The organism is Streptomyces sp. NBC_00690 (assembly GCF_036226685.1).
Lineage (GTDB): Bacteria > Actinomycetota > Actinomycetes > Streptomycetales > Streptomycetaceae > Streptomyces.
In genome coordinates this window covers 6,722,363-6,741,212 of the sequence record NZ_CP109009.1, presented here as the reverse complement: position 1 = coordinate 6,741,212, position 18,850 = coordinate 6,722,363, and the positions used below count along the sequence as shown (strand labels likewise).

Below are 18,850 nucleotides of genomic sequence, written 5' to 3'. Positions count from 1 at the left end.
CACGTGACCGACGCCCATGACCCCGCAGCTAAGACCGCACTGCGAACCACCGGGGGCGCTCCCCCGGACGACGGCGTCGCAGCCGAAGTACCCCCCGTCGCCCTGCTGGAGCCCCGAGAAGGCATCCCCCCGGTGGTCGCGGACGCCGACGCGCTCGCCGAGGTGATCTCGGCGTTCGCCGCCGGTACCGGCCCCGTGGCCGTCGACGCCGAGCGGGCCTCGGGCTACCGCTACGGCCAGCGCGCGTATCTGGTGCAGCTGCGCCGGGAAGGCGCCGGCAGCGCACTGATCGACCCCGTCGGCTGCCCCGACCTCTCCGCATTGGGCGACGTCCTCGCCGACACGGAGTGGATCCTCCACGCAGCCACCCAGGACCTGCCCTGCCTGCGGGACATAGGCATGGTGCCGACCCAGATCTTCGACACCGAACTGGCCGGGCGGCTGGCAGGCTTCCCCCGGGTCGGACTCGGCGCGATGGTCGAGTCGGTACTCGGCTACGCCCTGGAGAAGGGCCACTCCGCAGTCGACTGGTCCACCCGCCCGCTGCCCGAGCCCTGGCTCAGGTACGCGGCCCTCGACGTGGAACTGCTCGTCGACCTGCGCAACGAACTGGAGAAGGAGCTGGACCGGCAGGGCAAGCTGGACTGGGCCCACCAGGAGTTCGACGCCATCGCCAGTGCCCCACCGGCCCCGCCGCGCAAGGACCCCTGGCGGCGTACGTCGGGCATGCACAAGGTGCGCAGGCGCCGTCAGATGGCGGTCGTGCGCGAGCTGTGGACGGCCCGTGACACGGTCGCCCAGCGCCGCGACGTCTCACCGGGCAAGGTGCTGAGCGACAGTGCCATCATCGAGGCCGCCCTGTCCGTGCCGCCGAACGTACAGGCGCTCACGGCGCTCACCGGTTTCGGCCATCGGATGGGACGTCGACAGCTGGAGCAGTGGCAGGCGGCGGTCGACCGGGCGAAGGCCCTGCCCGATGCGGAGCTGCCCCAGCCCGGTCAGCCGCTGAATGGTCCGCCGCCGCCGCGGTCCTGGGCCGACAAGGATCCGGCCGCTGCGGCACGCCTGTCGGCGGCACGGACCGCGGTTTCGGCGCTGGCGGAGGAGCTCAATCTGCCGCAGGAGAACCTGATCACGCCGGACACGGTCCGCAGGGTCTGCTGGGAACCCCCGGGCGACCACTCCGTCGAAGCGGTGGCCCAAGCGCTGACGGAGCTCGGAGCGCGGCCATGGCAGGTGGAGCTGGTGGCTCCGCTGCTGGCCCAGGCGGTGACGGTCACCGACTGACCGGCGCTGGACGCCGCCAGTGCCGGCCGGCCGCTGCTCGACCGGCCGCAGCTCTGCCGACACCGGTCCCGCCCCCGTATCGAGCGCGAACCGATCGAGACACGCCCACGAACCGTGCCACGCCCGCCCACCCGGGCCGTGGCACGGTTCTTCCGTCGCGCCCGGGTCCGCGCTCACGACCGTCGAAAGCCCTCCCCCGCACCGGCAGCTGCGGTTGTGACCTTCGACGCTCACCGGGAGGGGGCTGGGCACGATGGTTACCCGCAAGTAGCATGGGGGAGGAAAGCGCGCGCTCAGCCGCGTCCCGCAGCAGTGCCACCCCGCACCCTGGAGGAGAGCCATCGTGCCTCGTACCGTCAGGGACGTCGTCTTCGTCGACGGCGTCCGCACCCCGTTCGGCAAGGCGGGCCCGAAGGGCATTTATCACGAGACCCGGGCCGACGACCTCGTCGTCAAGGCCATCCGGGAACTGCTGCGCCGAAACCCCGGCCTCGACCCCGCCCGGATCGACGAGGTGGCCATCGCCGCCACCACCCAGATCGGCGACCAGGGCCTGACCATCGGACGCACCGCCGGCATCCTCGCCGGACTGCCCCAGTCCGTGCCCGGCTACTCCATCGACCGGATGTGCGCCGGCGCGATGACCGCCGTCACCACCACCGCGGGCGCCATCGCCTTCGGCGCCTACGACGCGGTGATCGCGGGCGGGGTGGAGCACATGGGCCGCCACCCGATGGGCGAGGGCGTCGACCCGAACCCGCGGTTCGTGAGCGAGAAGCTCGTCGACGAGTCGGCCCTGTTCATGGGCATGACCGCGGAAAACCTCCACGACCGCTACCCGACCATCACCAAGGCGCGCGCCGACGAGTACGCGGTGCGCTCCCAGGAGAAGGCCGCCAAGGCGTACGCGAACGGGAAGATCCAGCAGGACCTGGTGCCGATCTCGGTGCGCCGCACCTCCCCCGAAAGCGGTGAGACCGGCTGGGGACTCGCGACCCAGGACGAGCCGATGCGCCCGGGCACCACCCTGGAGAACCTGGCCTCGCTGAAGACCCCCTTCCGACCCCACGGCCGGGTCACCGCGGGCAACGCGGCGGGGCTCAACGACGGTGCCACCGCCTCCCTGATCGCCTCCGAGGAGTTCGCCCGCGAGCACGACCTGCCGGTGCGGATGCGACTCGTCTCCTTCGCCTACACCGGTGTCGAGCCTGAGGTCATGGGATACGGACCCATCCCGGCGACGGAGAAGGCGCTCGCCAAGGCCGGTCTGTCGATCGACGACCTCGGACTCTTCGAGATCAACGAGGCGTTCGCCGTCCAGGTGCTGGCCTTCCTTGAGCACTACGGCATCGCCGACGACGATGCGCGCGTCAACCAGTACGGGGGCGCCATCGCCTACGGCCACCCGCTGGCCTCCTCCGGCGTCCGGCTGATGACCCAGCTGGCCCGGCAGTTCGAGGAGCAGCCGCACGTCCGCTACGGCCTGACCACCATGTGTGTCGGCTTCGGCATGGGCGCATCGGTCATCTGGGAGAACCCCCACTTCAACGGAGGCGACAAGTGAGTACCGCTGAGCTGCTGAAGGGCGCAGCCGAACTGTTCGCCGACGAGGTCGTCACCAGCGCCCACGTACGCCATCTCGATCTGCCGCTCGCCGCCGGCCGGTTCGCGCTGATCACCCTCGACAACGGGCTCGACCACACCAAGCCCACCACCTTCGGCCCGAAGTCCCTGGCCAATCTGAACGCGGCGATCGACCAGGTCGAGCGGGAGGCGGCCGAGGGCTCGATCGTCGGGGTCGGGCTCACCGGCAAGCCGTTCATCTTCGCGGTCGGCGCCGATCTCAAGGGCGTGGAACTGCTGAAGCGCCACGAGGACGCACTCGCCATCGGCAAGGGCGGCCACGACGTCTTCAAGCGGTTCTCCGGGCTCGCCGTGCCCACCTTCGCGTACTACAACGGTGCCGCGATGGGCGGCGGCGTCGAGGTCGGGCTGCACTGCTCGTACCGTACGGTCTCCAGCGCGGTGCCCGCGTTCTCGCTGCCCGAGGTGTTCCTCGGGCTGGTGCCCGGTTGGGGAGGCTGCACCCTGCTGCCGAACCTGATCGGCGCTGACCGTGCGGTCACGGTCATCATCGAGAACTCGCTCAACCAGAACCGCCAGCTCAAGGGGCGCCAGGTCTTCGAACTGGGCATCGCCGACGCGATCTTCGAAGGCGCGGACTTCCTGGAGCAGTCGCTGACCTGGACCGCGGCCGTCCTCAAGGGCGAGATCGCCATCCAGCGGGCCGAGGTGGACCGGGGTGAGCCCTGGGATGCGGCTGTGGCGCGCGGGCGGGCCATCGCCGACGCCAAGGTGCACGGCGCGGCCCCCGCCGCCTACCGCGCCCTCGACATCGTGGCCGCGGCCAAGGACGGGGACCTCCAGGCCGGTTTCGACGCCGAGGACCGCGCCCTGGCCGACCTGATCATGGGCGGCGAACTACGCAGCGGTATCTACGCGTTCCATCTGGTGCAGAAGCGCGCCAAGCGTCCGGTCGGCGCCCCGGACCGGGCCCTGGCCCGGCCCGTCACCAAGGTGGGCGTCGTGGGCGCCGGCCTGATGGCCTCTCAGCTCGCACTCCTCTTCCTGCGCCGCCTTGAGGTGCCGGTGGTGCTCACCGACATCGACCAGGAGCGGATCGACAGGGGCGTGGGTTATGTCCACGGCGAGATCGACAAACTGCTGGCCAAGAAGCGGATCAACCAGGACCAGAGCAATCGGCTCAAGGCTCTGGTGACCGGTGTTCTGGACAAGGCGGAGGGCTTCGCCGACGCCGACTTCATCATCGAGGCCGTCTTCGAGGAGATGGCGGTCAAGCAGCAGGTGTTCGCCGAGGTGGAGGCCGTCGCCCCCGCCCATGCGATCCTCGCCACCAACACCTCGTCGCTCTCGGTGTCCGAGATGGCGTCGAAGCTGAAGCACCCGGAGCGGGTCGTCGGCTTCCACTTCTTCAACCCGGTGGCGATCCTGCCGCTGTTGGAGATCGTGCGCGGGGTGCAGACCGACGACGCCGCCCTGGCGACGGCCTTCGGTGTGGCGAAGAAGCTGCGGAAGACCGCCGTCCTGGTCAAGGACGCACCGGCGTTCGTGGTGAACCGCATCCTGACGCGCTTCATGGGCGAGATCCAGAACGTCATCGACGAGGGCACTCCGGTCGTCGTGGCGGAGCGGGCCGTGGCGCCACTGGGCCTTCCGATGTCTCCGCTGGTCCTGCTGGAACTCGTGGGTCCGGCGATCGGACTGCACGTGTCCGAGACCCTCAACCGGTCCTTCCCCGACCGTTTCACGGTCTCCCCGAACCTGAAGGCAGTCGTCGAAGCGGGCAAGCGCGGCTTCTACGTGTACGACTCCGGACGTCCCGAGTTGGACCCGGAGGTCGCGGCGCTGCTGGTCCAGGGCGATGTCGTCCTGACTGAGGAGCAGACCCGGGCCCGGGTGCTGGACGCGGTTGCCCAGGAGATCGGGCTGATGTTGGCCGAGGGCGTGGTGGCCGAGGCCCAGGACATCGACCTCTGTCTGATCACGGGTGCGGGCTGGCCCTTCCACCTGGGCGGCATCACCCCGTACCTGGACCGGGAAGGCGTGTCCCAGCGGGTCAACGGAAAGCCGTTCCTGGCCGCGGGTGTGGCGAGCGTGCCCGCCTGAACGACCGGCTGAACGACCGAAGGGGCCGTACGGAAGACTCCGTACGGCCCCTTCGACGCGGGCGGCACCGGCTGGGCTACGAAGCCCTAGGGGCGCCCGGCAGGCGTACTCACAGGCGCTTGGCGCTGCGCAGCGTCTTGGCGTAGTAGCCGTTGCCGTTGAGCCGCGATGCGCCGCCCTTGTCGCCGATCGTGGGCCCGTTGACCTCTTCCCGGCTGGACAGGAAGATCATGTTGCCTTCCGTGTCATGGCCCAGGTAGATCCCCATGTGGTCGAGGCGCTGCTTGGTGCGGGCGTCCAGCTTGAAGAAGACGAGGTCACCGGGCTGAAGCAGGTCGATCGACTTCGGCCGGCCCTCAGGGCCCACGCTGGTGAGCGGTATGACGTTGGCGCCGAGGTCGGACCGCGCCATGCCGTTGGCCGTGCGCGGCAGTCCGTCGCCCGACTTGTCCGACGAGGCCAGCGGGTAGCGGGCGCGGTAGCCGAGCAGGAGCCGCATAAAGCCGGAACAGTCGGCGGAGCGGGCCCGCCTGGTCTCCGACTGGGCGGTGACGCCGTCCCGGAAGGTGTACGAGATGCCGAGGTAGTCGTAGAAGTCGGACAGTTCCTCGCGGAGGTCGTTGCCGGAACTTCCGTTGGGGTTCAGCGGCCCGAAGTTGGCGTCACCCGCGTAGGCGAGGCCCTCGTCGTCCTTCTTGACGGGCTGGTCCTGGACGTACTGGAAGCCCATGGCGAAGATGTCGTCCTCCTGGCTCCCGAAGAACTCCTTGAACCAGTCCTTGAACCACTTCTCCTTCTCCGCGCCCTTGCGCCACGGCTCCGGCATCAGCCGGACCCAGTTCTCCGTCACCACCCGGGTCTTGGTGTTGGTGGGCTCGGAGAAGGTGCGGGAGGGGCCCTTCAAGGTGGCGGTGCGCGCCTTGTCGGTGAAGGTGGCGAGCACCTCCCCGCTGCCGTCCCTCAGGACGGAGCGCTCGGGGTTCTTCAAGCGCTCCCAGGTCTGGGCGCCGCTCTTGCCGGTCGCGGCACCCTGCAACTTGGGGGTGTCGGTGACCGCCTGCACCTTGGGCGCCTTGGCTTGCTCGTCCTTGCGGAGTTCCACGGTGAGATACGCACTGCCGGCGAGCAGCGCGAGGACGGTGACTCCGTGGACGACGGGGCGTTTCTTCTTGGGGCTCATGGGATCGGCTCCAATGGGTGATCAGGCGGTCGGCATGACGCCGAGGAGGATTCCGGCGGTGAGGACGACGTACGCCATCAAGGTGACCGAACCGGTCGCCAACAGCGTCGGCCCCTTCGGCTGGCGGACCAGCTGGTAGGCGATCAGGCCGGGGACGATGAATCCGAGGGTCTGGTTGCTGTACATCAGCGGGAATTCGAGCGAGAGGATGATCATCACGGTGGCCTGGAGCATCACACCGGTGAGCACGACCGCCGCGAACAGGCGCTTTCCGTACAGGATGATGAACTTCTGCATCACCAGGGTCGACACATAGGTGAGCACGGTGACACCGAGCACCATGGCCGCGCGCTGAAGGTCCTCGACCAATGTGAGCGCCAACCAACCCGGGGTGATCATTCCGCCGGGTGAGAGATTGGTCGTCAGATAGCAGACCAGCGAGAAGAGCAGGCCCAGAGCGATACCGATGGCGGCGATCTCTGGGGTGAGGACGGACGGGATCAACGCTGGTCTCCTGGGCTGTGCCACTGATGGTCGTCGGCGGGCGGGGCGGGTGGGCGGCGGGGTTCGAAGAGGCCGCGCTCCTGCGGCTGCTCGCCGTAGGGGGCGGGTCCGTTGTGGACCGTAGTCGGCCAGGGTTCCCTGGGCGCCGCCGGGTCGCCTTGTGGGCCGGGCTCGGGACGGTAGTCCTGCGCCGGGGCGGCGTACTGCTGCTGGTAGTGGCCGCCCGCGGGCTGCTCCGGAATCACGACGCGGGGCATCTGCTGGGTGGAGTAGCGGGACTCGTACGCCTCCGAGTACTGCTGGTACGGGTCGATCCGGGGCGCGTACAGCTGCATCGTCTCCGACGGGTCGACGGTGCGCTGGGGTACTGCCTCGGTCTTCGTCGGGGCCGGCTTCTTGCCGCCCGGTGTGGTGCTGTCGTCGGGGGTCTCGTCGGCGGGCAGTTCGGCGAGGTGCTCCAACAGCACCTCGCCCTGGCCGTGGATATTGCCGATGGCGACCAGGGAGGAGTTGGGGCTCAGCTGGTTGATCAGCGCGGCCATGAACTCCTCCGGATCCCGTCGGTCGCCGCCGAGGTCGACCGCGCGGGAGCGGAACTCGGCCGGGATGGCGTCGATGGCGGACTTGGCGGGGTGTCCGATCACGAACACCTTCTCCGGGTCGAGCTCGGGGATGATCTCGCCCATCTGGCCATTGCGCTCCACCCGGTCGGGGCGGCAGTTGATGACCACGTTCAGGGGCCGGTGGATGGCGCCGAGGTCGAGCAACTGGTTGATGTTCATCAGCGTCGACTCGGGGTCGTTGGCCGCGAAGACGTTGGCGAAGCGCAGCCGCTTGTCGTCCTCGGTGACGTAGCGCTCGACGGAGAGCACACCCGGGTCCGGCGGGGCGTCGTACATGCCCTGGAGCGCGGTCTCCCGTTCGACTCCCAGCAGATCGGCGACGGTGAGGGCGATCGCCACGTTCTCCTTGAAGGTGAACCAGCTGAAGCCGCGCAGCTCCTCGTCGCTGACCGTCTCCGGGTCTGCGTAGATCAGCTTGCAGTTACGGGCGTCGGCCTCTTCCTGAAGGATGTGGAAGCGGTCCTTCTCGGCGGTGACGCAGATCCCGTCCTCGGGCATCGAGCGGCACAGCGAGCGGGCCACGTCGTCGAGGGTGGGGCCCATCTCGGCGAGGTGGTCCTCACGGACGTTGCACAGGACGCCGATCGTGGAGCGGATCAGCTTCGACTGGTTGATCTCCTGGAGCGCCGGCATCACCGCCATGCACTCGATGACGAGGGCGTGCGGACGGTACGCGGCAGCGCGGCGGACGATCCCGATCTGCTCCACGACGTTGGCGATGCCGAACTTCCGGTAGACCGGTTCCTCGGTCGCGTCCGGGTGGATGAACCGCGCCGCGGTTCCGGTGGTCTTGGCCACGGTGATCAGCCCACCGCCGCGCAGCGCCCCCGCGCACAGTCGGGTGATCGACGACTTGCCGCGGATGCCGTTGACCAGGACCCGGGTGGGTATCTGGTCGAGGTTGGTGTAGTGCCGCCGCTGCTCGACGACGCCCGCCGCAAGCAGGATCGCGCTGCACACCACCAGCACGGTGTAGAGGAAGAGCACGGTGGTTCAGTTCCTTCCGGCCGGCGTCTTGGCGCCGTCGCGCTTGCGGAGCTCCGCCAACTGCTGGCGGAGGAGTTCCAGGCTGCGGGTGACGGCTCCGACCTCGTCGTGGTGACGGGGGTAGAGGACGGTACGGCGGTCTCCGCCCGCGAGGGCTTCGGCCTGGTCGGTGACGGCACGCAGGGGGCGCACCACCACGATGTGGAGCCAGCCGAGGCAGGCGGCTGCGGCGGTGATGCCGAGCAGTCCGGCCAGGACGGTGCGGTTTTGCAGGCTGTACTCGGGGATCGCGAGGCCGGATGCGGGCTGGTAGCTCACCACGGTCCAGCCGAGCGACTTGGCGGCGCCACCGCCCACGAAGGGCGCGGCAGCGGCGATCTGGATGTCGTCGCCGGTGCGGTACAGGACGCCGCTGGGGCGTGCGCTGAGGCCGACCTTCTGGTTGGAGCCCGCGACGAGTGCGTCGAGGCGGCTGTTGGCGAGCTTCTCGAACGCGAGGTAGCCGGTGTTCCCGCCGATGACCCGGCGTTCGGCGTCCACGACCCGCACCTGACCGAGGCCGGGGCGCTTGAGCAGCGAGTTGAGGAAGTCGATGCGGAACTCGCCCACGACGGCCCCGCCGCGCCCGGAGATCTCGGCGGTGCCGACGATCACGGGTTCCTTGGACTTGGTGTCGAGGATGCGGACCGGCTGGGTGGAGGGTGCCACGCCGTCGCTGCGCGGATCGCCGCCGGCTCGGGCGAGGACCTCGCCCTCCTTGTCCACGACGTACAGCGACTCGTAGCGCAGGTGCTGGGCGAGGGTGCGTTCCAGCACGTCGGTCATCTCGGCGCGCTCGGTGTTGTTGCCGACGAGCGAGGCCACCGAGAGCAGGTCCGCATGGCCTTCGTTGAGGGCACGCCTGACCCGGTCGGTGAGGGTGTCGGTGCGCTCGCGCTGGTCGTTGATGATCTGCTGCGGTACGACGACGGAGTCGCCCGCGCGGTTGAGGAGCAGCATCAGGGGCGCCGACCAGACCAACAGCAGCACGGCTGCGACGGCGAGCAGCGGGCGGGCGCCGAGGCGTCGCTTGCGGGTCGGGCCGTCGGAGTCGCCCTGGCCGTGGAGCTGGCGGCGGATGCGTTCGAGCGCGTCGCCGATGCGGGCCGCCTCACCGTACTTGGGCACGGTGACGGGGCGGGTGAGGTCGCCCCGGGTGAGGCGGCGACTCTCCAGGTACAGCCGGATGAGCGGGCGCTGGACGGTGCCGAGGAGCAGGGCGACGGTGATGCCCCCGATCAACAGCAGTGCACCGGCGGCGGCGAGGCCGAAGCCAGGCCCGCCTGCGGCCATCGGCGGGTCGGCGATCTTGACCATGGCGATGACGGTGAGTCCGAGGCTGGTGGCGACGGTGGCGCCGCCGGGTTCCGGCGCGGCGAGGGTGGCATAGCCGGCCACGAGCCGGTCGCCCGCGAAGTGTTCACCGGTGATGCTGCCGCTGACGCCCTTGAAGCCGCCGGAGCCGGGTTCCTTGGACTGGAGGGGGTTCTGCTTGGCCTTCTTGGCCGCGTACTTGGAGAACGACTTCAGCTGCTTCTTGGAGTCTTTGATCTCCAGCCGCTGGAACTCGGTCATCACTTGCTCGGCCGGATCGATGCCGTCGCTGCTGAGGACCTGCGCGCGTTCGTCGATCACGGCGATGGCCCGAAGTTTACCGAGGCTGATTCCGGGAAAACGGAGACTGCTGGAGGCGACGAGCAGCTTCTGCGGCTCGCCCTTCCAGGTGAGGACGGCGAAGGCGAGGAGTCGGGTCTCGCCGTTCTCCAGTCGAACCATCCGGGGTGCGAGGCCGTTCTTCTCCGAGAGCTTGGAGCGGTCGACCACCGTCAGGGGGACGTTCTCCCCACGGGCGGCGAGGAGTTTGCCCGACTCGATCTCTACGACGGCGGTGCCCATCCACTTTTGGTAGACGTTGCCGATCTTGTCGAGCACGGCGTCGGGCGACACCGACCCGGAGGCGCTGAAGAGGTCGGCGGTCCGGGTGAGGTCCGTGACGCTCTCGTCGATGGAGGCGCGCAGGGCGATGGCGCCGTCCTCGGCGAAGTACTGCTGGGAGTTGAGGACGGCCTTCGGAACGCGCTCTTGGTCGACCCGTCCGAGGGTGAGGGCGGTGACGCCCGCGAGGGCGAGGAGCAGAACCGACAGAACTGCTATAGGTGGGCGAATACCGCCCAATAGCGACATGTCGGCCCGTCGGCGGACCTTGTGCCGCCGCTTCGACTGCGAAGCGGCCAACAGGGGGCTCCTCTCATGGAAATCCTTGCGCATCAGGGGCGCCCGACGGCAGGTGGGCGCGGCAATGCGCAGCGCTGCACGAAAGCGCAGTGCCGGAAGGATCTGACTGACAATACGGTAAAAGGGTTGTACAAGTTCCAGCGAATGTGACCTCAAACGCCTACTGCTCAGTCAGGAAGAGACTGGAGCGGTTTCAGGTCGTCGCCGCCCGCGCCACGGTTGAGCATGGTGCCCGCCGTACGTTCGAAAGCCAGTCGATACCGGGCCCGCTGCTCCTTGGTCAGCTTGTCGTCCTCGCGAAGAATGCGGGCCACATCGACGAGTCGATGGTCCTTCACCGCGTCCTTGGGGACATTGCCCGTGTCGTCCGGGTCCGGTGGAATGTCGACGTACGTGGGCACGTACCGGGCGCGCACGTCCCACCCCTTGCCCTTCTTGATGAACTCGAACCAGCCGATGACGCCTTCCTCGCTGAGACCGGAGGGCACGTCATGTCGGGCGAGTTGATTGCCGAGTCCGTACGCGATCCAGGTGCCGTCCACCTTCTCCATCGGCTGCACGATGTGCGTGTGGTGGCCGACGATGAGGTCGATGGTGGTCCTCCTAGCAATCTGAGGCCCCAGGGTGAGCTGTGTCTTGCTGAGGTTCGCCCAGTTGTCCCGACCCCAGTGCAGGCTGAGGATCACCACCTGGGCCCCCTCCATCCTGGCCTTCTTCTCCGCCGCAGCGATCGCGTTGAAGTCGATCAGGTTGGCCGTCCAGGGGGCGTCCTTGGGGACCTCCCGCCCGTTGAACATGGAGGCGAAGGAGAGATGGGCCACCTTGACGCCCTTCACGTCCAGGATGAGCGTCTGGTCGCCCTCCTCCTCGGTACGCGCCGTCCCCGTGTGCTTCAGGTTCGCCTTGTCCAGGGCGTCGAGGGTGTCCTTGACGCCCTTCACCCCGTGATCGAGGGCGTGATTGGACGCGGTGGAGCACGTGTCGTATCCCACGTTCTTGATCGACGTGGCGATCTGCGGCGGCACGATGAAGTCGGGGAAGCCGACGAAGGGCCCCTCGGGTTTGCCGGCGACCGGCTCGAAGTGGCAGATGGCGAGATCCGCCTTGCTGATGACGGGCTTGATCCCCTCCATCATCGGGTCGAAGTCGAGCCCCGCCTCCCCCTTGCCGGTCTTGGCCGCGTCCTTGCGCGCCTGCTCGATCAACTGGGGGTGGGGGAGAATGTCCCCGGCCGCAGCAACCGTGAAGGCGGGTTCGCCGGAAACGGCTTTGTCATCGGAACCGAACGGGCCACAGGCGACGGCTCCGGAAAGCGTTGCCACGAGGGCCACGGAGATCGTCATCGACCGGCGGTAGGGGCGTTTCATCACTCGGCTATCTTTATACAACGATGATGGTCAACCGGACCAAGACGATAACGATTGCAACAATGATGATCGCACTGGCGATCATTCTGGCAATCACCATGACTCTTGTGCTAAAGGAACGCTCCCAACGAGACACATCCGAAGGAGAGAAGGACGGCCGTAGCCGAGCCTCCGCCGTCGAGGAGGACCTCGTGAAGCGGATCGGGCGGTACACCGCCGGCTTCGCGGAGGAGCGCGGCTACCAACCGCCCACGCGAGCCGAGCGCAAGGCCGCGGCGGAAGGCGTGGGACTCTTCCTCGACGGCCAACGCGACCAGGCACAGCGCCGTCTGGCGAGCATCGGGTTCGAGGTGCGCACGGTCTCCGACGAGGTCAGCGGTCGGTCCTTCGCCGAGATCGCCGATCGCAAGGAGAAGTCGTCGGCCCGCGGTTGGGGCCGGGTCTATCTGGCGCTCGACGCACCGATCCGCTGGTCGATCCAGGTCCCCCACCCCGTCGCCGACAAGAACACCGAACAGTTCGGGGCGCAGGTGCTCCGTGGTTCACCGGGGGGCGCGCTGGTGATTGCTGGTGCGCATCGCAAAGCCGGCGAGGGGGACGAGGCCGATGTCGCCCATCGTACGGACACGGTCTTCGACACCGTCTGCGACGAACTCACCGAGCGCGGACTGCCCGGAGTCCAGGTGCACGGCTTCGCCGACGACTCCGTACCTGATCATGATGTTGTCGCCTCCACGGGCAAGGGCAAGGTGGCGCTGGCCGAGGGCCGCGTCCTCGCCGACGCGCTCAAGGCACGGGGGTTCGCCGTGTGTCGGGGTTGGGTCCGCGACTGCCCGTTGGAGGGCCGCACCAATGTGCAGGGACGCAAAGCCGCCGCCGACGGCATCTCCTTCCTGCACATCGAGTTCAGCAATCGACTGCGCACCAGCGAGCAGCGCACGGCCCGCGCGGTCGCGGCCGTGAACACCGTGACCGCCAACTGGGCGCGCTGATGCCCCAATCCCCAAGCCCGGCGACCCTGCTGATCGTGGACGGGGCGAATGTCATGGGGTCGGTCCCCGACGGCTGGTGGCGCGATCGGCATGGAGCGGCCGAACGGCTGCGGGACCGACTGGCCGCCACCGCGGCCAGCGGCTTCCCCGGACTTCCCGGTGATCTGGAGATCGTGCTCGTGGTGGAGGGCGCGGCACGCGGGGTGCGGTCCGTGCCCGGGGTGACGGTCAGCGAGGCCGGGGGAAGTGGGGATGATCACATCGTCTATCTCGCCGCCGAGGCCCGCGACCGCCCCTGTGTGGTGGTGACGGCGGACCGCGGGCTACGACTTCGGGTGACGCAGATGGGCGCCCAGACCGTGGGCCCGCGCACGGTGTACGGTCCCGCGGCGGACTAGCGTCCGTCCGTATCGGCTAGGAACTCTCCTTGGTGGAGGAGGTGTTCCGGTGAGGGGCGAGACGGCTGTGGCGTCGGCCGTAACAGAAGTAGACCAGCACGCCCAGCAGCATCCAGATGCCGAAGCGCAGCCAGGTCTCGGTGGGCAGGTTCAGCATCAGCCAGACGGAAGCGGCGACCGAGGCGATCGGCAGCCAGGGCACCAGTGGTGTACGGAAGGCGCGCGGCAGATCGGGGCGGGTGCGGCGCAGGATCACCACTCCGATGGCCACCACCACGAAGGCGAAGAGGGTGCCGATGTTCACCAGCGTCGCCAGCTCCTCGATGCTGGTGAAGCCGGCGATGATCGCGATCAGTACACCGAGGAGAACGGTCGCCCGGTAGGGCGTCCGGAAACGCGGGTGCACCCGGGAGAAGAACCGCGGCAGCAGCCCGTCACGGCTCATCGCGAAGAACACCCGGGTCTGGCCGAGCAGCAGGATCATGCAGACGGTCGTCAGTCCGACAGCGGCGCCGAAGCTGATGACGCCCGCGTACCAGGGGTGGCCGGTGGCCTTGAAGGCATCGGCGAGGGGCGCGTCGATGGACAGTTCGGTGTAGTGCTGCATCCCGGTGACGACGATTGAAACGGCGACGTACAGCGTCGTGCAGATCAAGAGCGACCCGAGGATGCCACGGGGCATGTCCCGCTGCGGAAGCTTGGTCTCCTCCGCCGCCGTCGCCACGACGTCGAAGCCGATGAAGGCGAAGAAGACCACCGAGGCAGCGGTGAAGATGCCGAGGACACCGAAATTGGTCGGTGCATACCCGAACAGCACCTGGATCAGGGGCTCCTGGAGCCCTGACTCCCCTTCGGTCTTCACCGCCGGCGGGATGAAGGGGCTGTAGTTCGACGCCTTCACGAAGAACGCGCCGGCGATGATGACGATCAGTACGACCGCCACCTTGATGGCGACGACCACGGACGTCACCCGGGCGGAGAGCTTCATACCGAGGACCAGTACGCCGGTCAGGATCAGGACGAGCAGAAACGCCAGCAGGTCGAAGGCGAAGCCGTAGGTGTGATTGGTCCCGGCGAGGGCGTCCGGCAGGTGCCAACCCACGTTGTCCATCAGCGAGCGGACATAGCCGGACCAGCCGACGGCCACCACCGCCGTACCGAGCGCGAACTCCAACACCAGGTCCCAGCCGATGATCCACGCCGGCAGCTCGCCCAGCGAGGCGAAGGCGAAGGTGTACGCCGACCCCGCGACGGGGACCGTGGACGCGAACTCCGCGTAGCACAGGGCGGCGAGGCCGCAGACCACACCGGCCACGGCGAAGGCGATCGCGGTCGCCGGACCGGCGTTCTCCTTGGCCACCGCACCGGTGAGGACGAAGATGCCGGTGCCGATGATGACACCGACTCCGAAGACGGTGAGGTCCAGCGCGGACAGCGATCTGGTGAGCGCGTGCTCCGGCTCCTCCGTGTCGCGGATGGACTGCTCGATGCTCTTGGTTCTCAAGACACCCGTTCGGCCTGTGGGGTCTGTGTGTGTGCTCACCGCGCACCTCCACGCTCGTCGTCCCGTCATGATCGGGACGGGCGGTGGCCCAGGTGCGGCCTTCGGGTGGGGTTCACGCGAATGGGCCGGAAGGACCACCCATCCAGGGTGACCCTTCCGGCCCGATTCATGCCTCACGCGCTCATGTCTTCGCACGAGCACGGGTGGTGTCAGTCGCGCACCGGCTCCACTGCCTCGCCGGCCGTGGTGGACTCATCGGCGAACCGACCGTCCAGCTTGGCGACGAGACCAGTGACCTGACGTGCGATGTCAGGAGCGGTCAGGCCGATCTCCGTCATCACCTCATTGCGGGTGGCGTGGTCGAGGAACCTCGGCGGAATGCCGAAGTCGCGCAGTGGAACGTCGACGCCCGCATCCCGCAGGGCCTGCGCCACCGCGGAACCCACACCACCGACGCGGATGTTGTCCTCGACGGTGACGACCACCCGGTGGCGCTCGGCGAGCGGCGCCAACGCCTCGTCCACCGGCTTGACCCAACGCGGGTCGACGACGGTGGTGGAGATGCCCTGCTTGTCGAGGAGATCGGCGATCTCCAGACACATCGGCGCCAACGCACCCACGGAGACCAACAGGACGTCGGGGCGCTCCGAGGGGTCGGTGCCCGCATGGCGCAGCACGTCCATTCCGCCGATGCGACCCACGGCCTTCACCGCGGGTCCGACCGCTCCCTTGGAAAAGCGGACCACGGTCGGCGCATCATCGACGGCGACGGCCTCGCGGAGTTGGGCCCGGACCTGGTCGGCGTCACGAGGAGCGGCCAGCCGCAGACCCGGCACGATCTGGAGGATGGACATGTCCCACATGCCGTTGTGGGAAGCGCCGTCGGTGCCCGTCACACCCGCCCGGTCCAACACGAAGGTCACCCCGCACTTGTGCAGGGCCACATCCATGAGGACCTGGTCGAAGGCGCGGTTGAGGAAGGTGGCGTACACGGCGAAGACGGGGTGGACCCCACCGGTGGCCAGCCCCGCCGCGGAGACCGCGCCGTGCTGTTCGGCGATGCCGACGTCGTAGACGCGGTCGGGGAACGCCTTGGCGAACCTGTCCAGGCCGACGGGCTGGAGCATGGCGGCGGTGATCGCCACGATGTCCTCGCGCTCCTGGCCGAGCTTGACCATCTCCTCGCCGAAGACGGAGGTCCAGTCCAGACCCGAGCTGGCGATGGGCAGACCGGTGTCAGGGTGGATCTTGCCGACGGCGTGGAAGCGGTCCGCCTCGTCCTGGAGGGCGGGCTGGTAGCCGCGGCCCTTCTCGGTGAGGCAGTGGACGATCACGGGGCCGCCGAAGCGCTTCGCGCGGGCGAGCGCCGACTCCAGGGCCTCGATGTCATGGCCGTCGATCGGGCCGACGTACTTCAGACCGAGGTCCTCGAACATGCCCTGCGGGGCGATGAAGTCCTTGAGGCCCTTCTTCGCGCCGTGCAACGTCTCGTAGAGCGGCTTGCCGACGACGGGGGTGCGACCCAGGATGTCCTTGCCGCGGGCGAGGAACCGCTCGTACCCGTCGGTGGTGCGCAGGGTGGCCAGATGGTTGGCGAGGCCGCCGATGGTGGGTGCGTACGAGCGCTCGTTGTCGTTGACGACGATGACCAGCGGGCGGTCCTTGGCGGCGGCGATGTTGTTCAGCGCCTCCCAGGCCATGCCGCCGGTGAGCGCGCCGTCACCGATGACGGCGACCACGTGGTCGTCGCGCCGGAGCACCTCATTGGCCTTGGCGAGGCCGTCGGCCCAACCGAGGACCGTGGAGGCGTGCGAGTTCTCGATGATGTCGTGGTCGGACTCGGCGCGGGCCGGGTAGCCCGAGAGGCCGCCCTTCATCTTGAGTCGCGAGAAGTCATGACGGCCGGTGAGCAGCTTGTGCACATAGCTCTGGTGCCCGGTGTCCCAGAGGACCTTGTCCTTCGGGGAGTCGAAGACCCGGTGAAGGGCGATGGTCAACTCGACCACGCCGAGGTTGGGACCTAGGTGGCCTCCGGTCTTGGAAACGGCGTCCACGAGGAAGGTCCGGATCTCTTCGGCCAGCTGATCGAGCTGCTCCGGGTTGAGTCGGTCCAGATCGCGCGGTCCCTTGATACGGGTAAGCAGTGCCACCCGTGCCTCCTTGCGTATTGAGCTGGTCGAGCGTTGCGTATCGAACCGGCCGAGAGTGCCGATTTGATCGAGTCTAATGTTCCGCGCCCGGCGTGGGTCATCGGGCGGTGGGTTCCGCCTCACGCCAATGGCGGATACCCACTCCGGTCCGTGACAATGCGGGCCGCCTCGCTCCGGGGCGAACGGTGCGGGAGAGCGGGATGCACGGACACGGCGCGGTCCCACCGGATCACGCCCCCCGCATCCGTCCACGCTCGGACCGGCCCTGTGGTTCCCGGCTTCCGGGCACTGTGAGGAGTCCCACCGCTGGGTTTTGCGGGCGATCGCTGACGCTCCCATCGCCGGCTCACGGAATGATCAAGAGATACGGAACTACAACGTCCGATGTCAAGACTTCAACACTCAACGCAATGACAACGCTGCCATGAGTTCTTCCTGTAAACGCGTGCATTCGGGCGGGTCCCACCCCTGCGGCACCGGAAATCGCCGCGGTGGGGCTCAACGGAAGGCCGGTGCCCGCCCCTCGTCCAGAAGGTCGGAATCACCGAGTTCGCCCAGGACCAAGGTGAGCGCGCCGAGCACCTCCGCCCGCTCGCCGAGCGCTCCCGACACCACGGTCAGTTGCTGTGCGGCACTGGGGAGTGCATAGCGGGCCACCGATTCACGGATCGGCACCAGGATGAGTTCCCCCGCCGCGGCGATGGGCCCGCCGAGGACGACCAGGCCGGGGTTGAGGAGATTGCACAGGCCCGCCACGCCACTGCCGATGTGGCGCCCCGCGTCGGCGAGGACGCGGCGAGCGCCGAGGTCACCGTCCCGGGCCAACCGGACGACCCGCTCCATGGTGAGGCCCGGCCCGTGGTTCGGAGCGAGCAGGGACAACACCGGGCCCTCGGCTGCGAAGGTCTCCAGACAGCCGCGGTTGCCACAACGACACACGGGCCCCGACTCGTCCAGCGTGACGTGCCCGATCTCCCCCGCAGTCCCCCCGGGCCCGCGATAGATCCTGCCCTCCATCACCAGCCCCGCGCCGATGCCGGCGCCCACCTTGATGTACGCCAGGTCCCGCACGCCGCGACCGCCCCAGACCAGTTCGCCCAGGGCCCCGAGGTTGGCGTCGTTGTCCATGTGGACGGGTACGCCGAGCCGCTGGGCGAGGGCCGTACCCGGATCGGTGCCGCTCCAGCCCGGGAGCATCGAGGTCGGGCCGAGGATCCCGGTCCGGGCGTCGACGGGAGCCGGGACCGCCAGTCCCACGCCCAACAGCTTCTGCCGCTCCACTCCGGTGGTGGCGACGAGCCGATCGACCAGGTCCCCGGCGCGGGCGACACCCTCGGTGACGGAGACGTCCGACGGCAGGGGCTGTGACTCCTCCGCGAGGATCTGATGGGCGAGGTTGGCGACCGAGGCCCGCAGCCGGTCATGGCCGAAGTCCAGACCGACGACGATGCCGGCATCGGCCCTCAGCGAGATGCTGCGCGCCCGTCGACCGCCCGCCGATGTGGGCGTGACCTCGATCGTTCCGCCGTCCTTGAGCTCTCGGACGATGTTGGAGACGGTGGCCGCCGACAGACCGGTGCTCCGCGCGATCTCGGCCTGGGTGAGCGACCCCGCCATCCGAACCGCCCGCACGACGCGTTCGCGGTTGGCCCGGTGCAAAGAGGTCTGCGATCCCGGAGTCTGCATCGGCCCGTCCACTCTGCCCGCCGGGCGCCCCGATCGTGCCGCGCATCGGGAAGGCCCTGCGGAGCGTCCCTCTTGTCTCCACCTTCTGAAGGCCAACCTCACTGCTGGGGGATCGTTCCGTCAAGCCCGCACGGGCGGGCAGGCCGCGGGGAACGGCGAAGGCCCCCGCCGCGGCGGGGGCCTCGCTCGGTCATCTGTGCTCGTATCGAGA

General features: G+C 68.7%; 13 protein-coding genes. 5 read left to right on the top strand and 8 right to left on the bottom strand.

Annotated features, from left to right (window positions below):
- Positions 1 to 3 precede the first annotated feature (3 nt).
- The 3 genes from OID54_RS29450 to OID54_RS29440 all read left to right on the top strand — a co-directional run bounded on the left by OID54_RS29450 (position 4) and on the right by OID54_RS29440 (position 4,974).
- Positions 4 to 1,287: a ribonuclease D gene (locus OID54_RS29450; RefSeq protein WP_329024400.1), complete on the top strand. Its 1,284-nt coding sequence runs from the start codon at positions 4 to 6 to the stop codon at positions 1,285 to 1,287.
- 343 nt (positions 1,288 to 1,630) lie between these two features.
- Positions 1,631 to 2,851, top strand: a complete 1,221-nt coding sequence (locus tag OID54_RS29445) for a thiolase family protein (protein WP_329024398.1) — start codon at positions 1,631 to 1,633, stop codon at positions 2,849 to 2,851.
- On the top strand, positions 2,848 to 4,974 hold the full coding sequence (locus OID54_RS29440; protein ID WP_329024397.1) for a 3-hydroxyacyl-CoA dehydrogenase NAD-binding domain-containing protein: 2,127 nt from the start codon (positions 2,848 to 2,850) through the stop codon (positions 4,972 to 4,974). The genes OID54_RS29445 and OID54_RS29440 overlap by 4 nt, the downstream gene beginning before the upstream one ends.
- 109 nt (positions 4,975 to 5,083) lie before the next feature.
- Here OID54_RS29440 and OID54_RS29435 read toward each other — a convergent pair whose 3' ends face one another.
- The 5 genes from OID54_RS29435 to OID54_RS29415 all read right to left on the bottom strand — a co-directional run bounded on the left by OID54_RS29435 (position 5,084) and on the right by OID54_RS29415 (position 11,885).
- The gene (locus OID54_RS29435; RefSeq protein ID WP_329024395.1) at positions 5,084 to 6,154 is read right to left on the bottom strand and encodes a C40 family peptidase; all 1,071 of its coding nucleotides are present in this window, start codon (positions 6,152 to 6,154) and stop codon (positions 5,084 to 5,086) included.
- A 21-nt stretch (positions 6,155 to 6,175) separates the two neighbouring features.
- Positions 6,176 to 6,658 (bottom strand): poly-gamma-glutamate biosynthesis protein PgsC/CapC, encoded by a 483-nt coding sequence (locus tag OID54_RS29430; protein ID WP_329024393.1) that lies wholly within the window; start codon positions 6,656 to 6,658, stop codon positions 6,176 to 6,178.
- Entirely contained in the window at positions 6,655 to 8,268 is a 1,614-nt protein-coding gene (gene pgsB / locus OID54_RS29425) for a poly-gamma-glutamate synthase PgsB (RefSeq protein ID WP_329024391.1), read from the bottom strand. The genes OID54_RS29430 and pgsB overlap by 4 nt, the downstream gene beginning before the upstream one ends.
- Before the next feature lie 6 nt (positions 8,269 to 8,274).
- Positions 8,275 to 10,491, bottom strand: a complete 2,217-nt coding sequence (locus OID54_RS29420) for a HAMP domain-containing protein (RefSeq protein WP_329027856.1) — start codon at positions 10,489 to 10,491, stop codon at positions 8,275 to 8,277.
- Positions 10,492 to 10,709: 218 nt separating this feature from the next.
- Positions 10,710 to 11,885 (bottom strand): CapA family protein, encoded by a 1,176-nt coding sequence (locus OID54_RS29415; RefSeq protein ID WP_329024389.1) that lies wholly within the window; start codon positions 11,883 to 11,885, stop codon positions 10,710 to 10,712.
- Between the two features lie 122 nt (positions 11,886 to 12,007).
- Between OID54_RS29415 and OID54_RS29410 the strand changes: the two genes are divergently transcribed.
- Both OID54_RS29410 and OID54_RS29405 read left to right on the top strand, forming a co-directional pair.
- On the top strand, positions 12,008 to 12,901 hold the full coding sequence (locus OID54_RS29410; protein WP_329024387.1) for a hypothetical protein: 894 nt from the start codon (positions 12,008 to 12,010) through the stop codon (positions 12,899 to 12,901).
- Positions 12,901 to 13,299 (top strand): NTP pyrophosphohydrolase, encoded by a 399-nt coding sequence (locus tag OID54_RS29405; protein ID WP_329024385.1) that lies wholly within the window; start codon positions 12,901 to 12,903, stop codon positions 13,297 to 13,299. The genes OID54_RS29410 and OID54_RS29405 overlap by 1 nt, the downstream gene beginning before the upstream one ends.
- Before the next feature lie 16 nt (positions 13,300 to 13,315).
- Here the strand turns inward: OID54_RS29405 and OID54_RS29400 are convergent, their stop codons facing one another.
- The 3 genes from OID54_RS29400 to OID54_RS29390 form a co-directional block, all read right to left on the bottom strand.
- Positions 13,316 to 14,842 (bottom strand): amino acid permease, encoded by a 1,527-nt coding sequence (locus OID54_RS29400; RefSeq protein ID WP_443055690.1) that lies wholly within the window; start codon positions 14,840 to 14,842, stop codon positions 13,316 to 13,318.
- A gap of 170 nt (positions 14,843 to 15,012) precedes the next feature.
- Positions 15,013 to 16,953 (bottom strand): 1-deoxy-D-xylulose-5-phosphate synthase, encoded by a 1,941-nt coding sequence (gene dxs / locus OID54_RS29395; protein WP_329024382.1) that lies wholly within the window; start codon positions 16,951 to 16,953, stop codon positions 15,013 to 15,015.
- A 498-nt stretch (positions 16,954 to 17,451) separates the two neighbouring features.
- Positions 17,452 to 18,639, bottom strand: a complete 1,188-nt coding sequence (locus OID54_RS29390; RefSeq protein ID WP_329024380.1) for an ROK family transcriptional regulator — start codon at positions 18,637 to 18,639, stop codon at positions 17,452 to 17,454.
- Positions 18,640 to 18,850: the final 211 nt, after the last annotated feature.

Excerpts from the sequence above, each read along its gene's own strand:
- OID54_RS29390 (WP_329024380.1), bottom strand. The coding sequence starts at position 18,639 with ATGCAGACTCCGGGATCGCAGACCTCTTTGCACCGGGCCAACCGCGAA.
- OID54_RS29415 (WP_329024389.1), bottom strand. The coding sequence starts at position 11,885 with ATGACGATCTCCGTGGCCCTCGTGGCAACGCTTTCCGGAGCCGTCGCC.
- OID54_RS29435 (WP_329024395.1), bottom strand. The coding sequence starts at position 6,154 with ATGAGCCCCAAGAAGAAACGCCCCGTCGTCCACGGAGTCACCGTCCTC.
- OID54_RS29420 (WP_329027856.1), bottom strand. The coding sequence starts at position 10,491 with ATGTCGCTATTGGGCGGTATTCGCCCACCTATAGCAGTTCTGTCGGTT.
- OID54_RS29405 (WP_329024385.1), top strand. The coding sequence starts at position 12,901 with ATGCCCCAATCCCCAAGCCCGGCGACCCTGCTGATCGTGGACGGGGCG.
- OID54_RS29410 (WP_329024387.1), top strand. The coding sequence starts at position 12,008 with ATGACTCTTGTGCTAAAGGAACGCTCCCAACGAGACACATCCGAAGGA.